Source organism: Candidatus Pelagibacter sp. PS_40 (genome assembly GCF_059417765.1).
Genome location: NZ_CM182064.1, coordinates 649,663 through 664,809, shown reverse-complemented (window position 1 = coordinate 664,809; position 15,147 = coordinate 649,663). Strand labels below are relative to the sequence as shown.

Genomic DNA, 15,147 nt, shown 5'->3' with positions numbered 1-15,147 from the left:
TTATGGCTAGAACACATACATTAAATAAATACAGAAACATTGGTATCATGGCCCATATTGATGCTGGTAAAACTACTACGACCGAAAGAATTTTATATTACACAGGAAAAAGTCATAAAATTGGTGAAGTACATGATGGTGCTGCAACAATGGATTGGATGGAACAAGAACAAGAAAGAGGTATTACGATTACATCAGCAGCAACAACTTGCTTCTGGAATGATCATAGAATTAATATCATCGACACTCCTGGACACGTTGACTTTACGATTGAAGTAGAAAGATCATTAAAAGTTTTAGATGGTGCTGTTTGTGTTTTTGATGGTGTTGCCGGTGTAGAACCTCAATCTGAAACAGTATGGAGACAGGCTGATAAATATAAAGTTCCAAGAATTTGTTTTGTAAACAAGTTAGATAGAACGGGTGCTGATTTTTATAGATGTGTTGAAATGATTAAGGATAGATTAGGCTGTAAGCCTCTACCAATTCAAATCCCTATTGGTATTGAAGCAGATTTATCTGGCGTTGTTGACTTAGTTAAAATGAAAGCTCAAGTTTGGAAAAATGAAGCTTTAGGAGCTGAATGGGAATACAAAGAAATTCCTGATGATTTAAAAGAAATTTCACAAAAATACAGAACTGAATTAGTTGAAATGGCTGTAGAGCAAGATGAAAAACTAATGGAAGCTTACCTAAATGGGGAAGAAATCAAAGAAGAAGATTTAGTAAAATGCATAAGAAAAGGAACTTTAAATTTTAGTTTTGTTCCAATAACTACTGGTTCAGCTTTTAAAAACAAAGGTGTTCAACCTTTACTTGACGCTGTAATTAACTACTTACCAAGCCCGATCGATATTGGATCTATTAATGGAACTAAACCAGGTAGTGAAGATGTTGTTGAAATGAAGTTTGATGATGGTACAGGATTTTCTGCATTAGCATTTAAAGTTGCTAATGACCCATTTGTTGGTTCATTAACTTTTATTAGAATTTACTCGGGAACGATTAGAACTGGAACTGCCGTTTATAATACTTCAAAAGATAAAGAAGAAAGAGTTGGTAGAATGCTTTTAATGCATGCGAACTCAAGAGAGGATATCAAAGAAGCAAATACGGGTGACATTGTTGCTTTAGCTGGTTTAAAATACACGATAACAGGACATACTCTTTGTGATGAAGCTAATCCTGTTTTATTAGAACCAATGGAGTTCCCGGAACCTGTAATCGAAATTGCTGTTGAGCCTAAAACAAAAGCTGACCAAGAAAAAATGGGTGAAGCATTAGGAAGATTGGCTAAAGAAGACCCATCATTCAGAGTAACGTCAGATGAAGAATCTGGTCAAACTATTATTAAAGGAATGGGTGAGTTACACCTTGATATTATTGTCGATAGAATGAAAAGAGAATTTAATGTAGAGGCAAATGTTGGTGCTCCTCAAGTTGCTTATAGAGAAACATTACAAAACGCCTCAGAATTTGAATATACTCATAAAAAACAAAGTGGTGGTGCTGGTCAGTTTGCAAAAGTTAAACTTTTGGTTGAACCACAAGAGCCTGGTTCAGGTAGATCTGTTGAAAGCAAAATTAAAGGTGGTGCAATTCCAAAAGAATTTATTCCTGGTGTTGAAAAAGGAATTGAAACAATTTCAGATGGCGGAATTTTAGCAGGATTTCCAATGATTGATTATAAAGTTACAATTTTAGATGGATTACATCATGATGTTGACTCAAGTGTTCTTGCATTTGAATTAGCAGGTAGAGCTTGCTTTAAAGAAGCGTGTACTAGAGGAACTTTGAAATTATTAGAACCAGTTATGAGAGTTGAAGTTGTCACACCAGAAGATTATATGGGTGATGTTATTGGTGACCTGAATAGTAGAAGAGGCCAAATCAGTACTCAAGAAAATAGAGGAAATGCAACAGTGATTACAGCTATGGTTCCTTTAGCTAACATGTTTGGATATATAAATAGCTTAAGATCAATGTCTCAAGGTAGAGCTCAGTATTCAATGTTTTTTGATCATTACTCTAAAGTCCCACAAAACGTGCAGGATGAAGTAACTAAGAAAATTGCAGGCTAACTATTATGGAAAAACAAAACATAAGAATAAAATTAAGAGCTTACGACAATAAGATTTTAGATGCTTCTACAGAAGAGATTGTTAATACTGTTAAAAGAACAGGTGCTACCATCAAGGGACCAATTCCTTTGCCAACTAGAATTGAAAAATACACAGTTCTTAAAGGACCACATATAGATAAAAAAAGTAGAGAGCAATTTGAAACAAGAACACACAAAAGATTAATAGATATTATAGAGCCAACACCTCAAACTGTTGAAGCTTTAATGAAACTTGATTTAGCATCAGGTGTTGATGTGGAGATTAAAATTTAAATATGACCGAGATTGCATTAATTGGGAAAAAAATTGGTATGACTAGAGAGTTCTATAAAACAGGGCGTTTAGTTCCAGTAACTGTTATTAAAATGGAAAAGGCTAGAGTGATCCAAGTTATTGACGAAGAAAAACGTGGATATAAAGCTGTGCAATTGGGGTTTGGTAAAATTAAAGCATCTAAACTTACAAAAGCAATGAAAGGCTTTTATGCAAAGAAAAATACAGAAGCTAAGAAAAAATTAAAAGAATTTAGAGTTAAAGATACAGAGTTATACAAAGAAGGTAACGAATTTGGTCTTGAAATATTTAATGAAGTTAAGTTTGTTGATACTACTTCAAAAACTATTGGTAAAGGTTTTGCAGGTGCCATGAAGAGACACAATTTTGGTGGATTAAGAGCTACACACGGAGTTTCTGTATCACATAGATCTCATGGATCCACTGGACAAAGACAAGATCCTGGTAAAGTTTTTAAAGGTAAAAAAATGGCTGGTCATATGGGTGATAGAGTTAGAACTATGCAAAATTTAGAGATTATTAAGACAGATGTTGAAAATGAATTGTTATATTTAAAAGGATCAATTCCTGGTTCAAAAAATACTGAAATCTTAGTTAAAAAGTCAGTAAAAGTTATAAACAAAATGACTATTAATGAAAAAATTGCTGCCGCTGAAGAAGCTAAAAAAACACCAGATAAAAAAGAAAAAATAATGAAAATTGATAAATTAAACTTAGACGGTAAAAAAGATTCAATTGAAGTTTTAGATAAAATTTTCTCTGCTAAAATTAATAAAAGATTGGTTGATAACGTATTATATAAAACTAATGCTAATTACAAAGGTAGACACGCAAAAACTAAACAACAAAATGAGATTGCTGGATCTACATCAAAAATTTATGCTCAAAAAGGTACTGGTGGAGCTAGACACGCAAGTAGAAAAGCACCTATTTTTGTTGGTGGTGGTGTTGCACATGGACCTAAAGGTGAACTGGCATACAAAAAAAGAAAATTAAATAAAAGTGAAAAAAAACTAAGTATAGCTTCACTAATTACTGAGAAGAATAAACTTAATAATTTGATAATTTTTAGTGATTTTGGAAATGAGATTAAAAAAACTAAAGAAATGCATTTAATTATTAAAAAATTTGAAATTACAAATTCATTAATAATTTTAGATAAATCATCTAAAGAGAAAATTGAAAAGTCAGTTAGAAATATTCCAAATGTTAAAGTTACGGATATTAATCATTTCAGTGCATTTGATATTATAAAGTTTAAAAAAGTAGTTTTTACAGAAAGCTCAATTAAAGAACTAGAAAAGAGATATTCTTAAAATGGATAAAATACATTTATACGATAAAATTCTATCACCAATGGTTACTGAGAAAACAACTAACTTGTCAGAACAAAATAAAATTGTTTTTAAAGTACCCAGAGCTGCCAACAAAACTAATTTGAAGAAAAATATTGAAAAGATTTTTAAAGTTAATGTTACAAAAATAAATATTATCAATAAACAAAATCGAACCAAAGTAACTAGAGGTAAAAAAGTTAATGTTCAAGGTTACAAAAAAGCAATAATAACACTTAAAAAGGGTCAAAGTATTGATCTAACATCTGGAATTTAAAAATGGCATTAAAAACATTCAAACCCTATACAAAATCAACAAGAGGAACAATCTTAGTTGATAGAGCTGGTCTTTGGAAAGGCAAGCCATTTAAGGCCTTAGTTGAGCCAAAAAATTCAATGCGTGGAAGAAATAATAATGGACACATAACTTCTCGTAATATGTCAGGCGGTGGGCACAAGAAAATGTATAGGTTGGTTGATTTCTACAGAAAGAAAATCGACATGCCAGGCACTGTCGAAAGAATTGAATATGATCCAAATAGATCTTGCTACATCATGTTAGTTAAGTTTGATGATGGACAACATTTTTACTATTTAGCTCCTCAAAAAATTAAAGTAGGTGATAAAGTTGAAAATGGATCGGAAAAAGAAATTAAAGTTGGAAACTGTATGCCACTTAGAGATATTCCTGTTGGTATCAATATCCATAATGTAGAGCTAAAACCTGGTGCTGGTGGAAAAATAGCTAGATCTGCAGGTACATCAGTTACTATCAGTGGATTAGATGGAAATTACTCATTAATTAAAATGACCTCTGGAGAAGTTAGAAAAATTGACTCAAGATGCATGGCAACAATTGGCGTGCTTTCAAACCCAGATCAAAAAAATATTAAGATTGGTAAAGCTGGAAGATCAAGATGGCTTGGTAGAAGACCTCATACTAGAGGAGTTGTGATGAATCCTGTTGATCACCCACATGGAGGTGGTGAAGGTAAAACTGCAGGTGGAAGACATCCGGTATCTCCAACAGGTCAATCTGCAAAAGGATTAAAAACTAGAGACAATAAGAGTACAGATAAATTTATAGTTAGAAGAAGAAACAACAGGAAGGATTCTAAAAAATAATGGCTAGATCAGTATGGAAAGGACCTTTTGTTGAAGAGAGCTTGATTAAAAAAGTTGAAAAACAAAAATTAGATCCAAAAAAAATGCCTATTAAAACGTGGTCAAGAAAATCAACAATTATTCCTGAGTTTATAGGAGTTAGTTTTTTGATTTATAATGGAAAAAAATTCATTCCAGTTACTATATCTGAAGATATGGTGGGTCATAAATTAGGTGAATTTTCTCCAACTAGAACATTTTTCGGACATACACCAGCTGAAAAAAAAGGAAAACCAGCTGAGAAGAAAAAATAATTATGAATAAAAAAAAGAAAATTAACAGAACTAAAGTAGATACAGTTAGATCTGTAAATAATAATATTAGATCTAGTGTAAGAAAACTTAACCCAATACTTAAAGCAATTGTTGGAAAAAAAGTTGATGTAGCTATTAGAGAGCTTCAATTTTCTGCAAAAAGAATTTCTAGAGAAATAAGAAAAACAGTTTCATCAGCTGTTGCTAACGCTGAAAATAACAATCAATACGACATAGATAAACTAATTGTTAAAGAAGCATACTGTGGAAAAAAAGTTGTTATGAAAAGATTTAGACCAAGAGCAAAAGGTAGAGCTGCACCAATTTTAAAACCTTATTCAACTATTACAATTATATTATCAGAAGCAAAACAAATGGAGAGTCATGGGTCAAAAAGTTAATCCTGTTGGTTTCAGACTAGGTGTAAACAGAGGTTGGGATTCTGTCTGGTATGCAAAAAAGAAAGATTTTGGAAATTATCTTATCGAAGATTTTAAGATCAGAGCATATATCAAGAAAAATGTTGTTAATTCTGGTGTATCTAAAGTTATGATAGAGAGAACCTCTAATAAATGTTTTGTTACTATTTACACATCAAGACCTGGATTTGTAATTGGAAAGAAAGGTAGCGATATTGATAAAATAAAAAACAATTTATCTAAATTTACTAACAATGAAGTAACACTTAATATTAAAGAAGTTAAAAAGCCGGAAACAAATGCTTATTTAGTTGCTGAAAATATAGCACAACAATTAGTTAAAAGAATATCATATAGAAGAGCCATGAAGAGAGCTATGCAATCATGTTTAAGACTTGGTGCAAAAGGCATTAAAGTTTCTATTAGTGGTAGACTAGGTGGAAATGAAATAGCTAGAACTGAATGGTTAAGAGAAGGAAGTATACCATCACATACTTTAAGAGCAGATATTGACTATGCAGAAGCTGAAGCATTAACAACATTTGGTATTATTGGAATAAAAATTTGGATTTATAAAGGTGAAGTATTTGCTAAAGAATTTAGCCAAGAAACTAACAAGATAGTTCCAAAAGAGGTTAAAGAATAATTATGTTACAGCCAGTTAGAACAAAATACAGAAAAGCACATAAAGGAAGAATTCATGGAACAGCTACACGTGCTAGCAAGATTAACTATGGATCTTTTGCATTAAAAGCTATGGCGCCAGAGAGAATTATAGGAAAACAAATAGAAGCTGCTAGGGTCGCTTTAACAAGACACATGAAAAGACAGGGACGTGTTTGGACAAGAATCTTTCCAAATATACCTGTTTCAAAAAAACCTGTTGAAGTACGTATGGGTAAAGGTAAAGGAGCTCCTGAATATTGGGCTTGTAGAGTGAAGCCAGGTAGAATTTTATTTGAAATTGATGGTGTTTCAGAGACAATAGCAAAAGAAGCACTTTATAAGGCTTCAGCTAAACTACCTATAAAAACAAAATTTATTAAGAGATTTGCATAATATGAAAAAACAAGAAATTAAAAAATTATCTAAGGACGAAGTTATCAAAAATATTGATAAATTAAAAAAAGATTTATTTAACTTTAGATTTCAAAAAATTAATTCACAAGTTACAGATCCATCTAAAATTGGACAAACTAAAAAAACTATAGCTAGATTAAAAACTACACTAAAAGGAAAATTAAATGCCTAAAAAAATATTAACAGGAGTAGTAACAAGCGATAAACCAAACAAAACTATAACTGTATCTGTTGAAAGAAAATATTCACACCCAGTATTAAAAAAAGTAGTTAAAGTTAGAAAAAAATATAACGCTCACGATGAAAATAATAAATTTAAAACTGGAGACACAGTGTCAATAATTGAGTGTAAGCCTTTTTCTAAGAATAAAAAATTTCAAGTAATGGATGGATCTAAATGATACAAGTACAAACTGAATTATTAGTAGCTGATAACACTGGTGCAAAAAGAATAGAATGCATTAAAGTTTTAGGTGGCTCTAAACGTAGATACGCAAGCATTGGTGATACTATCGTTATCGCAGTTAAAGAGGCATTGCCTAAAGGAAAAGTTAAAAAAGGTTCTGTTCATAAGGCTGTTGTAGTTAGAGTTAAAAAGGGAATTCATAGGGAAGATGGATCCAAAGTTAAATTTGACAATAATGCAGCTGTTTTAGTTGATGATAAAGGTGAACCAGTGGGGACTAGGATTTTTGGTCCAGTAACAAGAGAATTAAGAAGTAGAGGTCAAATGAAAATAATTTCATTGGCTCCAGAGGTTTTATAAATGATTAAAAAAGGATTAAAAGTTAGAGTTTTAACTGGAAGAGATAAAAAAAAAGAGGGTGAGGTTATTGAAATCGATAGACCTAATAACAGAGCAAAAGTTCAAGGAATTAATATTGTGAAAAAACATGTTAAAACTACAAAAGAAAAAAAAGGTGGAATAGTCTCTAAAGAGAGCTTCATCCACATTTCAAACCTTAAACTTATTGACGAAAAAGCTAAAACAAAAAAAACTGAGGCTAAGAAATAATGATACCTAGATTAAAAGAACTTTATTACAAAGAAATCCAACCACAGCTTAAAGAAACCCTTGGATATAAAAATACCTATATGGGTCCAAAAGTTGAAAAAGTTGTTATTAACATGGGTCTTGGTCTTGATGGTGCTGATGCAAAGATTATGAAATCTACTGAAGAAGATTTAGGAAAAATTACAGGTCAAAAACCAACTGTGACTAAATTTAAAAAATCAGTAGCAAACTTTAAAACGAGAAAAGGTACAAACGCTGGTTTAAAAGTTACTTTAAGAGGTAACAAAATGTATGAATTTTTAGATAGACTTGTAAATATTGCTTTACCAAGAATTAAAGACTTTAGAGGCTTATCACCCAAAGGATTTGATAAGTTTGGTAATTACACGTTTGGCATTAAAGAACATATAATTTTTCCAGAAGTTAATTTTGATAGAATTGATAAGATTAGAGGTCTTGATGTTGTAGTTGTGATCTCTGCTTTAAATAAAGATCATAGTTTTGCTCTTTTAGAAAAACTAAATTTTCCATTTATTAAAAAAGGAGACAATTAGGAATGGCTAAAGTAAGCGCAGTAAATAAAAATAATAAAAGAATTAAACTTTCAGATAGGCTTTTCAAAAAAAGACAAGCATTAAAGAAAATTGTAATGGATAAAAAAATATCATTAGAAGAAAGATTTAAAGCACAGCAAAAGCTTTCAAATTTACCTCGTAATTCTGCAAAAAACAGAGTTATGAATAGATGCCAAATTACTGGAAGACCACACGGTGTTTACAGAAAATTAAAAATATCAAGAATAGCCTTAAGAGACTTGGGACTGCATGGATTAATTCCTGGCATGACTAAGTCGAGTTGGTAGAAAGGATAATATGAGTTTAAGTGACCCAATAGGGGATATGATTGCAAGAATAAAAAATGCACAAGTGAGAAATCATAAGAAAGTAACATTACCTTCTTCTAACTTTAAAGTTAAGATTGCAGATATTCTTAAAAGTGAAGGATTTATAAAAGACTATAAAATTGAAACTGAAAATAATAAACCCACATTGTCAGTTGACTTAAAATATTATTCTGGAAATCCAGTAATTAGTACTTTTGAGAGAGTATCTAAGCCTGGTAGAAGAATATTTTCAAGTGCTGATAGTTTGCCAAAAATTAATGGTGGACTAGGAATAGCTATTGTATCAACACCAAAAGGTGTAATGACTGATATTGAAGCTAGAAAACAAAAAGTTGGTGGCGAAATAATTTGTAAGGTATTTTAATGTCTAAAATTGGTAAAATAAGTATTTCAATCCCTGAAAAAGTTAAAGCAGTACTTTCTGGTAGTGTTCTTAACATTGAGGGACCTTTAGGTAAAAAATCACTTAATATTGATCTTGAAATGTTTAATCTTGACGTTACCGAAGGAAAAGAAATATCTATCAGCCCTAAAGTTAAGGATCAAAACTCAAAAAGATTATGGGGCATGAATAGAAGCTTAATCAATAATGCTGTTATTGGGTCAAGTACTGGCTATGAAAAAATTCTTGAGCTTGTTGGAGTGGGTTACAGAGCTGCATTAAAAGATAAACAGTTAAATTTACAATTAGGTTATAGCCACGATATTAATTTTGATATTCCTGAAGGAATTAAAATTGTTGTTGAAAAACAGACGGTAGTTAAAGTTAGTGGATCTGATAAACAACAAGTAGGTATGGTTGTTTCAAAAATCAAAGCTTTTAGAAAACCAGAGCCATATAAAGGCAAAGGTATTAGAGAGCAAGGTCAATACATTCTAAGAAAAGAAGGGAAGAAGAAATAATGAAATTAAATACCATTCAAAGAAAGAAATTTAGAGTAACTGGTAAATTAAAAAAAGTTGCATCATCTGATAGATTAAGGCTAAGCATATCAAGATCTGCAAAAAATATTTCAGCTCAAATTATTGATGATGTAAAAAACATTACTCTTGTGTCATGTTCTTCTGTTGAAAAAGACATTCGTTCTATGGACAAAGTAAATAAAACAGAAATTTCTAAAATAGTAGCAGAGAAACTTGCAAAGAAAGCCCAAGAAAAGAAAATATCAAAAATATTTTTTGATAGAGGTATATACAAATACCACGGCAGAGTTAAAGTTTTTGCTGAAACACTACGTAAAAATGGAATGGAATTTTAATTATGGATTTTAAAGACAAAAAAGACGACGGTATTTTAGAAAAATTAGTTCACATCAACAGAATTACAAAAGTAGTAAAAGGTGGTCGTAGATTTGGTTTTTCAGCTTTAGTTGTAGTTGGTAATCAAGCAGGTAAAATTGGAGTAGCACATGCTAAAGCCAAACAGGTGCCTGATGCAATTAAAAAAGCCAATGAAACAGCAAGAAGAGTTTTAATCCATGTGCCGCTAAGAGAAGGTAGAACTATTCATCATGATGTTTATGGTAAAGATGGTGCTGGTAAAATTATTTTAAGATCTGCTCCTAAGGGAACAGGTATTATTGCAGGCGGTCCTGTAAGAGCAGTTTGTGAAGTTTTAGGAATTAAAGATATAGTTGCTAAATCAATGGGTACATCAAACCCTCACAATATGATAAGAGCGACGATGAAAGCTCTTTCAAAACAAAATTCACCAAAGCATATTGCAACAATTAGAAATAAAAAAATTTCTGATGTAATCGAAAAAAGAGGATAATGACTACATTAAATACTACAGGAAAAGTTTTATACAAAAAAAAGATGAGAGTCGGTAGAGGTATCGGTTCTGGAAAAGGAAAAACATCTGGCAGAGGTGTTAAAGGTCAAAAATCTAGATCTGGTGTTGCTATTAAAGCTTTTGAAGGTGGTCAAATGCCTTTATATAGAAGATTACCTAAAAGAGGCTTTAATGCAATTAAGAGATACCAAGCTGTTATTGCAATAATGAACTTGGAAAAAATTCAAACTTTTATAACTGAAAAAACAATCAATTCTGGTGATGTTATTAATATGGCATTACTTAAAAAACTTAAATTGATCAATAAAAATTCACAAAAATTAAAGATACTAGGTACAGGTGAAATTAAAGATAAAGTTAATATCGAAGCTGACTTAATCTCTAAATCTGCTGTAGAAAAATTAGAGAAAGCTGGCGGAACAATACAACTAAAAAAATAATTAAGATATTATGAGCTCTTCTTCTCAAACTAATGATCTTAAAAATCGTATAATCTTTACAATATTTATCTTAGCAGTTTATAGATTTGGTACTTTTGTGCCAATTCCAGGCATTGACCCTGAGCAATTACAAACAATGATGAGTGGTAATCAAAAAGGATTACTTGGAATGTTCAATGTTTTTTCAGGCGGGGCTGTAAGTAGAATGGCTATATTCGCACTTGGAATTATGCCTTATATTTCATCTTCAATCATAGTTCAGTTATTAACTGGCGTATCTGATTACTTTAAAAATTTAAAGGCACAAGGTGAAACTGGAAGAGCAAAAATAACTCAAATCACAAGATATGGAACTGTAATTCTTGCTACTATTCAGGGTTACGGATTATCTATAGGTTTACAATCTTCTGCTGACTTAGTTATTAATCCAGGCTTATTTTTTACTATAACAGCGGTATCAACCATTGTTGCTGGTACAATGTTTTTAATGTGGCTTGGTGAACAAATAACACAAAGAGGTATCGGTAATGGTATTTCGTTGATTATTTTTGCTGGTATTGTTGCTGAAATTCCACGTGCTTTAGTTACTACATTCGAGTTGGGTAGAACGGGTGCAGTATCTACAATTATGATTATTGGGATTTTTGTATTATTAGTCGCAACAATTATGTTCATTGTTTTCATGGAAAGAGCATTAAGAAAAATTTTAATAAATTACCCTAAAAGACAAATGGGAAATAAAATGTACGGTGGTGAATCTTCTCATTTACCTTTAAAGATTAACCAAGCCGGTGTTATTCCAGCAATCTTTGCTTCAGCTTTATTATTATTGCCTGTTACTTTTTCTAATTTTAGTTTTTCAGACAATGACACATTCTTAAATTTAAGTTCATACTTTACACAAGGACAACCTCTTTACATGTTGCTTTATGCTTCTGGAATAATATTTTTTACTTTTTTCTATACATCCATAACATTTAATCCAACTGAGACCGCTGATAACTTAAGAAAATATGGTGGTTTTGTACCTGGGATTAGACCAGGTGAAAATACAGCTTTGTATATTGAAAAAATTGTGACAAAACTTACGACAATTGGAGCATTGTATTTAACAATAGTTTGTTTAATGCCAGAATTTCTAATTGCTAATTATCCAATACCCTTTTATTTAGGTGGGACTTCAATCTTGATTGTTGTTGTAGTTGCAATTGATACCGTTACACAAATCCAAACTAGATTAATGAGCTCTCAATATGAGCAATTAATTAAAAAAACAAAATTCGGAAAATAATTAAGTGAATATAATTCTTTTTGGTCCTCCAGGAGCGGGTAAGGGGACTCAAGCTCAATCTATTGTTAAAAAACATAATTACTTCCAATTATCAACAGGAAATCTATTAAGAGATGAAGTTAAATCTAAAACTGATCTTGGAGTGGATATAGAAAAGTTAATATCTAATGGCAAATTTGTTTCAGATGAGATCGTAAACACTTTATTAAGACAATCTTTAACTAATTTAAAATATAGAGATAGAATTATTTTTGATGGCTATCCAAGAAATGTTGAACAAGCTATTAATTTAGAGGTTTTATTAAACGAGTTCAAACAAACAATAGGGCATACTATATTCTTAAATGTATCAAGAGACATTATAGAAAAACGTATTTTGGGCAGAATGACCTGTGAAAAATGTAATATGACGTTAAATGAATATTTTAATAAGGAGCAAATAGAGCTTCATCCTTGTGGTGTTGAACACTTAAAGAAAAGAAAAGATGACAATCTTGAAATTGTTATTTCTAGATATGACACTTATATGTCTTCAACAAAACCAGTGTTAGAATTCTATTCAAAAAATTCAAATTTCACTGAAATTGATGGAGCAGGTGAAATTGATCAAATAACCAATAAAATTAATGAAATTCTTAAGGTTTAAGACGTTGACTTTGGAACATCTTCTTATATAAAAGGCTAAATTTATTCTCAAAAATATGGCTCGTATAGCAGGTGTAAACATTCCACAAAACAAACTTGTCCACATAGGACTAACGTACATCTATGGTATTGGTAATAAATTTTCTAGCCAAATTTGTACTTCTTTAGAAATTCCTAAAGCAAAAAGAATAAATGAACTAACTGACGAAGATATTTTAAAAATTAGAGAATACATTGATGCAAATTTTAAAGTCGAAGGTGATCTTAGAAGAGATTACTCTTTAACTATTAAAAGATTAATTGACCTTGCTTGCTACAGGGGATCTAGACATAGAAAAAAACTTCCTGTTAGAGGACAAAGAACAAGATGTAATGCAAGAACAAGAAAAGGTAAAGCAATAGCAATTGCTGGTAAAAAATTAACTCCACTTAAAAAATAATTAATTTATGGCTAAAGTAGATAAAGTTGAGAATAAAGATGCTGTTGTAGAAAAAAAAGTAGATAAAAAATCTAAGAAAAGCTCTTATTCCAAAAAAAAGAAAATAAAAAAAAATATTCTTAATGGTATTGCTTATGTACAGTCTACTTTTAACAATACAATAATTTCAATTGCAGATACTAATGGAAATGTAATTTCTTGGGCATCCGCTGGACAAAAAGGTTTTAAAGGTTCAAGAAAATCAACACCTTATGCTGCACAAATTGCTGCAGATTCTGCTGCATCTAAAGCTTTAGAATATGGAATGAAAACTTTGTCAGTTGAAGTTAAAGGACCTGGTTCAGGAAGAGAAACTGCATTAAGAGCTTTACAAGCGAGAGGATTTAAGATTCTTTCAATAAAAGATACAACACCAATGCCACATAACGGCGTAAGACCACCAAAAAAAGGAGAGTTTAATAAATGGAAAGTTTAAATGTAAATGCTAAAAATTGGAAAGCATTAATTAAACCAGCTCAATTAGATGTTAAAATTAGTGATGACAAGTCACATGCAAAAATTATCGCAGAGCCTTTAGAAAAAGGATATGGTTTAACTTTAGGTAATTCTTTAAGAAGAATTTTACTTTCATCAATCAGAGGTGCTGCTGTAACTTCAATTCAAATTGATGGTGTTTTACATGAATTTACATCTATCAAAGGTGTTAGAGAAGATGTTACTGACATAGTTTTAAACGTTAAATCATTAGCTTTAAAAAGCTCATCAGAAACTACTAAAAAACTTATTTTAGATGCTAAAGGTCCTGGAGAAATTAAAGCTTCTGACATAGCACCAGTTGCTGATATTGAAATTTTAAATCCTGATCTGGTTATTTGTAATTTAGATGAAAATACGCATTTCCATATGGAAATGAATGTTGGAACAGGTAAAGGATACGTTCCTGCAGTAATGAACAAGCCAGAAGAACCACCTTTGGGATTAATTGCTATAGATTCTTTATATAGTCCAGTTAAGAAGGTTTCTTACTCTATAAGCACAGCAAGAGAAGGAAAAGCCCTTGATTATGATAAATTAATTATGGAAGTTGAAACTAATGGATCAATTTCTGCTGAAGATGCCGTTGCTTATTCTGCTAGAATTTTCCAAGATCAACTAAATATGTTTGTTAATTTTGACGAACCTGTTGAAGTACCTGTAAAAGAAGTTTCATCTGAGCCTGAATTCAATAAGAATTTATTAAGAAAAGTTGATGAACTTGAATTATCTGTGCGTTCTATGAATTGTCTTAAAAATGATAATATTATTTACATTGGAGATCTAGTTCAAAAGTCAGAAGGTGAAATGCTTAGAACACCTAACTTTGGAAGAAAATCACTTAATGAAATAAAAGAAGTTTTAACTGGTATGTCTTTATACTTAGGTATGGAGATTCCGAACTGGCCACCAGAAAATATAGCTGAAATGTCTAAAAAGTTAGAGGAGCAAATCTAATGAGACATGGAATGGCTAATAAGAAGTTAAATAGAACTTCTGAACATAGAAAAGCTTTATTGAAGAATATGCTTAATTCTTTAATAAAATATGAGCAGATCACTACAACACTTCCAAAAGCTAAATTCTTAAAACCTCAAGCTGATAAAATCATAACTTTAGGAAAAAAAGAGACTCTTCAAACTACAAAAATGTTAATGTCTAAATTACAAGACATAACATCTGCAAATAAAGTCAAAAAAACATTATCAAAAAGATATGAAACAAGAAATGGTGGCTACACAAGAATCATCAAAGCTGGCTTTAGATATGGTGACAATGCACCTATGGCTGTAATTGAATTTGTAGATAGAGATGTTGAGGCAAAAAGAGTTGATAGAAAGAAAAAAGATCCAGCTAAAGATAAAACTGAAGAGAAAAAATTAGCTACTGCTTAATTTTTTATATAAAATTATATCA

The 15,147-nt window shown here is 31.0% G+C and carries 26 protein-coding genes and 1 pseudogene; all 27 read left to right on the top strand.

The features are described 5' to 3' along the window. Positions 1-2 precede the first annotated feature (2 nt). The 27 genes and pseudogenes from fusA to rplQ all read left to right on the top strand — a co-directional run bounded on the left by fusA (position 3) and on the right by rplQ (position 15,125). Positions 3-2,081, top strand: coding sequence for an elongation factor G (gene fusA / locus AC5SLW_RS03530; RefSeq protein ID WP_006996809.1), 2,079 nt, complete (start codon positions 3-5; stop codon positions 2,079-2,081). Between the two features lie 5 nt (positions 2,082-2,086). After that, positions 2,087-2,395: a 30S ribosomal protein S10 gene (gene rpsJ / locus AC5SLW_RS03525; RefSeq protein ID WP_271480986.1), complete on the top strand. Its 309-nt coding sequence runs from the start codon at positions 2,087-2,089 to the stop codon at positions 2,393-2,395. Between the two features lie 2 nt (positions 2,396-2,397). Then, positions 2,398-3,105, top strand: a pseudogene (gene rplC / locus AC5SLW_RS03520) (50S ribosomal protein L3); the annotation flags it as partial. 3 nt (positions 3,106-3,108) lie between these two features. Beyond that, positions 3,109-3,732 carry a 50S ribosomal protein L4 gene (gene rplD, locus AC5SLW_RS03515; protein WP_494575823.1) on the top strand — a complete coding sequence of 208 codons (624 nt, stop codon included), beginning with the start codon at positions 3,109-3,111 and terminating at the stop codon, positions 3,730-3,732. A 1-nt stretch (position 3,733) separates the two neighbouring features. Continuing rightward, positions 3,734-4,027 (top strand): 50S ribosomal protein L23, encoded by a 294-nt coding sequence (rplW, locus tag AC5SLW_RS03510; RefSeq protein WP_020169482.1) that lies wholly within the window; start codon positions 3,734-3,736, stop codon positions 4,025-4,027. Between the two features lie 2 nt (positions 4,028-4,029). After that, positions 4,030-4,875, top strand: a complete 846-nt coding sequence (gene rplB / locus AC5SLW_RS03505; RefSeq protein WP_006996814.1) for a 50S ribosomal protein L2 — start codon at positions 4,030-4,032, stop codon at positions 4,873-4,875. Continuing rightward, positions 4,875-5,168, top strand: a complete 294-nt coding sequence (gene rpsS, locus AC5SLW_RS03500) for a 30S ribosomal protein S19 (RefSeq protein ID WP_006996815.1) — start codon at positions 4,875-4,877, stop codon at positions 5,166-5,168. Before rplB ends, rpsS begins: the two co-directional genes overlap by 1 nt. Positions 5,169-5,170: 2 nt before the next feature. After that, the gene (rplV, locus tag AC5SLW_RS03495; protein ID WP_494574563.1) at positions 5,171-5,569 is read left to right on the top strand and encodes a 50S ribosomal protein L22; all 399 of its coding nucleotides are present in this window, start codon (positions 5,171-5,173) and stop codon (positions 5,567-5,569) included. Further along, positions 5,553-6,233 (top strand): 30S ribosomal protein S3, encoded by a 681-nt coding sequence (gene rpsC, locus AC5SLW_RS03490; RefSeq protein ID WP_011282155.1) that lies wholly within the window; start codon positions 5,553-5,555, stop codon positions 6,231-6,233. Before rplV ends, rpsC begins: the two co-directional genes overlap by 17 nt. Before the next feature lie 2 nt (positions 6,234-6,235). Continuing rightward, a complete protein-coding gene (rplP, locus tag AC5SLW_RS03485; RefSeq protein ID WP_006996818.1) occupies positions 6,236-6,646 on the top strand; it encodes a 50S ribosomal protein L16 in 411 nt (136 codons plus the stop codon). Position 6,647: 1 nt separating this feature from the next. Continuing rightward, entirely contained in the window at positions 6,648-6,839 is a 192-nt protein-coding gene (rpmC, locus tag AC5SLW_RS03480) for a 50S ribosomal protein L29 (protein WP_006996819.1), read from the top strand. Continuing rightward, positions 6,832-7,068 (top strand): 30S ribosomal protein S17, encoded by a 237-nt coding sequence (rpsQ, locus tag AC5SLW_RS03475; protein ID WP_006996820.1) that lies wholly within the window; start codon positions 6,832-6,834, stop codon positions 7,066-7,068. The genes rpmC and rpsQ overlap by 8 nt, the downstream gene beginning before the upstream one ends. Next, complete coding sequence (gene rplN, locus AC5SLW_RS03470; RefSeq protein WP_271480979.1) at positions 7,065-7,433, top strand: 50S ribosomal protein L14; 369 nt, start codon at positions 7,065-7,067, stop codon at positions 7,431-7,433. Before rpsQ ends, rplN begins: the two co-directional genes overlap by 4 nt. Beyond that, entirely contained in the window at positions 7,434-7,682 is a 249-nt protein-coding gene (gene rplX / locus AC5SLW_RS03465) for a 50S ribosomal protein L24 (protein ID WP_006996822.1), read from the top strand. It begins immediately after the preceding gene. Beyond that, positions 7,682-8,236 carry a 50S ribosomal protein L5 gene (gene rplE / locus AC5SLW_RS03460; protein ID WP_006996823.1) on the top strand — a complete coding sequence of 185 codons (555 nt, stop codon included), beginning with the start codon at positions 7,682-7,684 and terminating at the stop codon, positions 8,234-8,236. The genes rplX and rplE overlap by 1 nt, the downstream gene beginning before the upstream one ends. Before the next feature lie 2 nt (positions 8,237-8,238). Further along, positions 8,239-8,544: a 30S ribosomal protein S14 gene (gene rpsN / locus AC5SLW_RS03455; protein WP_006996824.1), complete on the top strand. Its 306-nt coding sequence runs from the start codon at positions 8,239-8,241 to the stop codon at positions 8,542-8,544. Positions 8,545-8,554: 10 nt separating this feature from the next. Next, a complete protein-coding gene (gene rpsH, locus AC5SLW_RS03450; protein ID WP_494574559.1) occupies positions 8,555-8,950 on the top strand; it encodes a 30S ribosomal protein S8 in 396 nt (131 codons plus the stop codon). Further along, positions 8,950-9,489: a 50S ribosomal protein L6 gene (rplF, locus tag AC5SLW_RS03445; RefSeq protein WP_006996826.1), complete on the top strand. Its 540-nt coding sequence runs from the start codon at positions 8,950-8,952 to the stop codon at positions 9,487-9,489. The genes rpsH and rplF overlap by 1 nt, the downstream gene beginning before the upstream one ends. Next, a complete protein-coding gene (gene rplR / locus AC5SLW_RS03440; RefSeq protein ID WP_006996827.1) occupies positions 9,489-9,845 on the top strand; it encodes a 50S ribosomal protein L18 in 357 nt (118 codons plus the stop codon). The genes rplF and rplR overlap by 1 nt, the downstream gene beginning before the upstream one ends. Positions 9,846-9,847: 2 nt before the next feature. After that, entirely contained in the window at positions 9,848-10,360 is a 513-nt protein-coding gene (gene rpsE / locus AC5SLW_RS03435) for a 30S ribosomal protein S5 (protein WP_006996828.1), read from the top strand. Next, positions 10,360-10,821 (top strand): 50S ribosomal protein L15, encoded by a 462-nt coding sequence (gene rplO, locus AC5SLW_RS03430; RefSeq protein ID WP_006996829.1) that lies wholly within the window; start codon positions 10,360-10,362, stop codon positions 10,819-10,821. The genes rpsE and rplO overlap by 1 nt, the downstream gene beginning before the upstream one ends. Before the next feature lie 10 nt (positions 10,822-10,831). Further along, a complete protein-coding gene (gene secY / locus AC5SLW_RS03425) occupies positions 10,832-12,112 on the top strand; it encodes a preprotein translocase subunit SecY (RefSeq protein ID WP_006996830.1) in 1,281 nt (426 codons plus the stop codon). Positions 12,113-12,116: 4 nt separating this feature from the next. Further along, a complete protein-coding gene (locus tag AC5SLW_RS03420; RefSeq protein WP_494574556.1) occupies positions 12,117-12,758 on the top strand; it encodes an adenylate kinase in 642 nt (213 codons plus the stop codon). A gap of 55 nt (positions 12,759-12,813) precedes the next feature. Beyond that, positions 12,814-13,197, top strand: a complete 384-nt coding sequence (gene rpsM, locus AC5SLW_RS03415; RefSeq protein WP_006996832.1) for a 30S ribosomal protein S13 — start codon at positions 12,814-12,816, stop codon at positions 13,195-13,197. 7 nt (positions 13,198-13,204) lie between these two features. After that, the gene (gene rpsK / locus AC5SLW_RS03410) at positions 13,205-13,672 is read left to right on the top strand and encodes a 30S ribosomal protein S11 (RefSeq protein WP_494574554.1); all 468 of its coding nucleotides are present in this window, start codon (positions 13,205-13,207) and stop codon (positions 13,670-13,672) included. After that, the gene (locus AC5SLW_RS03405) at positions 13,660-14,688 is read left to right on the top strand and encodes a DNA-directed RNA polymerase subunit alpha (RefSeq protein WP_006996834.1); all 1,029 of its coding nucleotides are present in this window, start codon (positions 13,660-13,662) and stop codon (positions 14,686-14,688) included. The genes rpsK and AC5SLW_RS03405 overlap by 13 nt, the downstream gene beginning before the upstream one ends. Then, positions 14,688-15,125 carry a 50S ribosomal protein L17 gene (rplQ, locus tag AC5SLW_RS03400; protein WP_494574552.1) on the top strand — a complete coding sequence of 146 codons (438 nt, stop codon included), beginning with the start codon at positions 14,688-14,690 and terminating at the stop codon, positions 15,123-15,125. Before AC5SLW_RS03405 ends, rplQ begins: the two co-directional genes overlap by 1 nt. Positions 15,126-15,147: the final 22 nt, after the last annotated feature.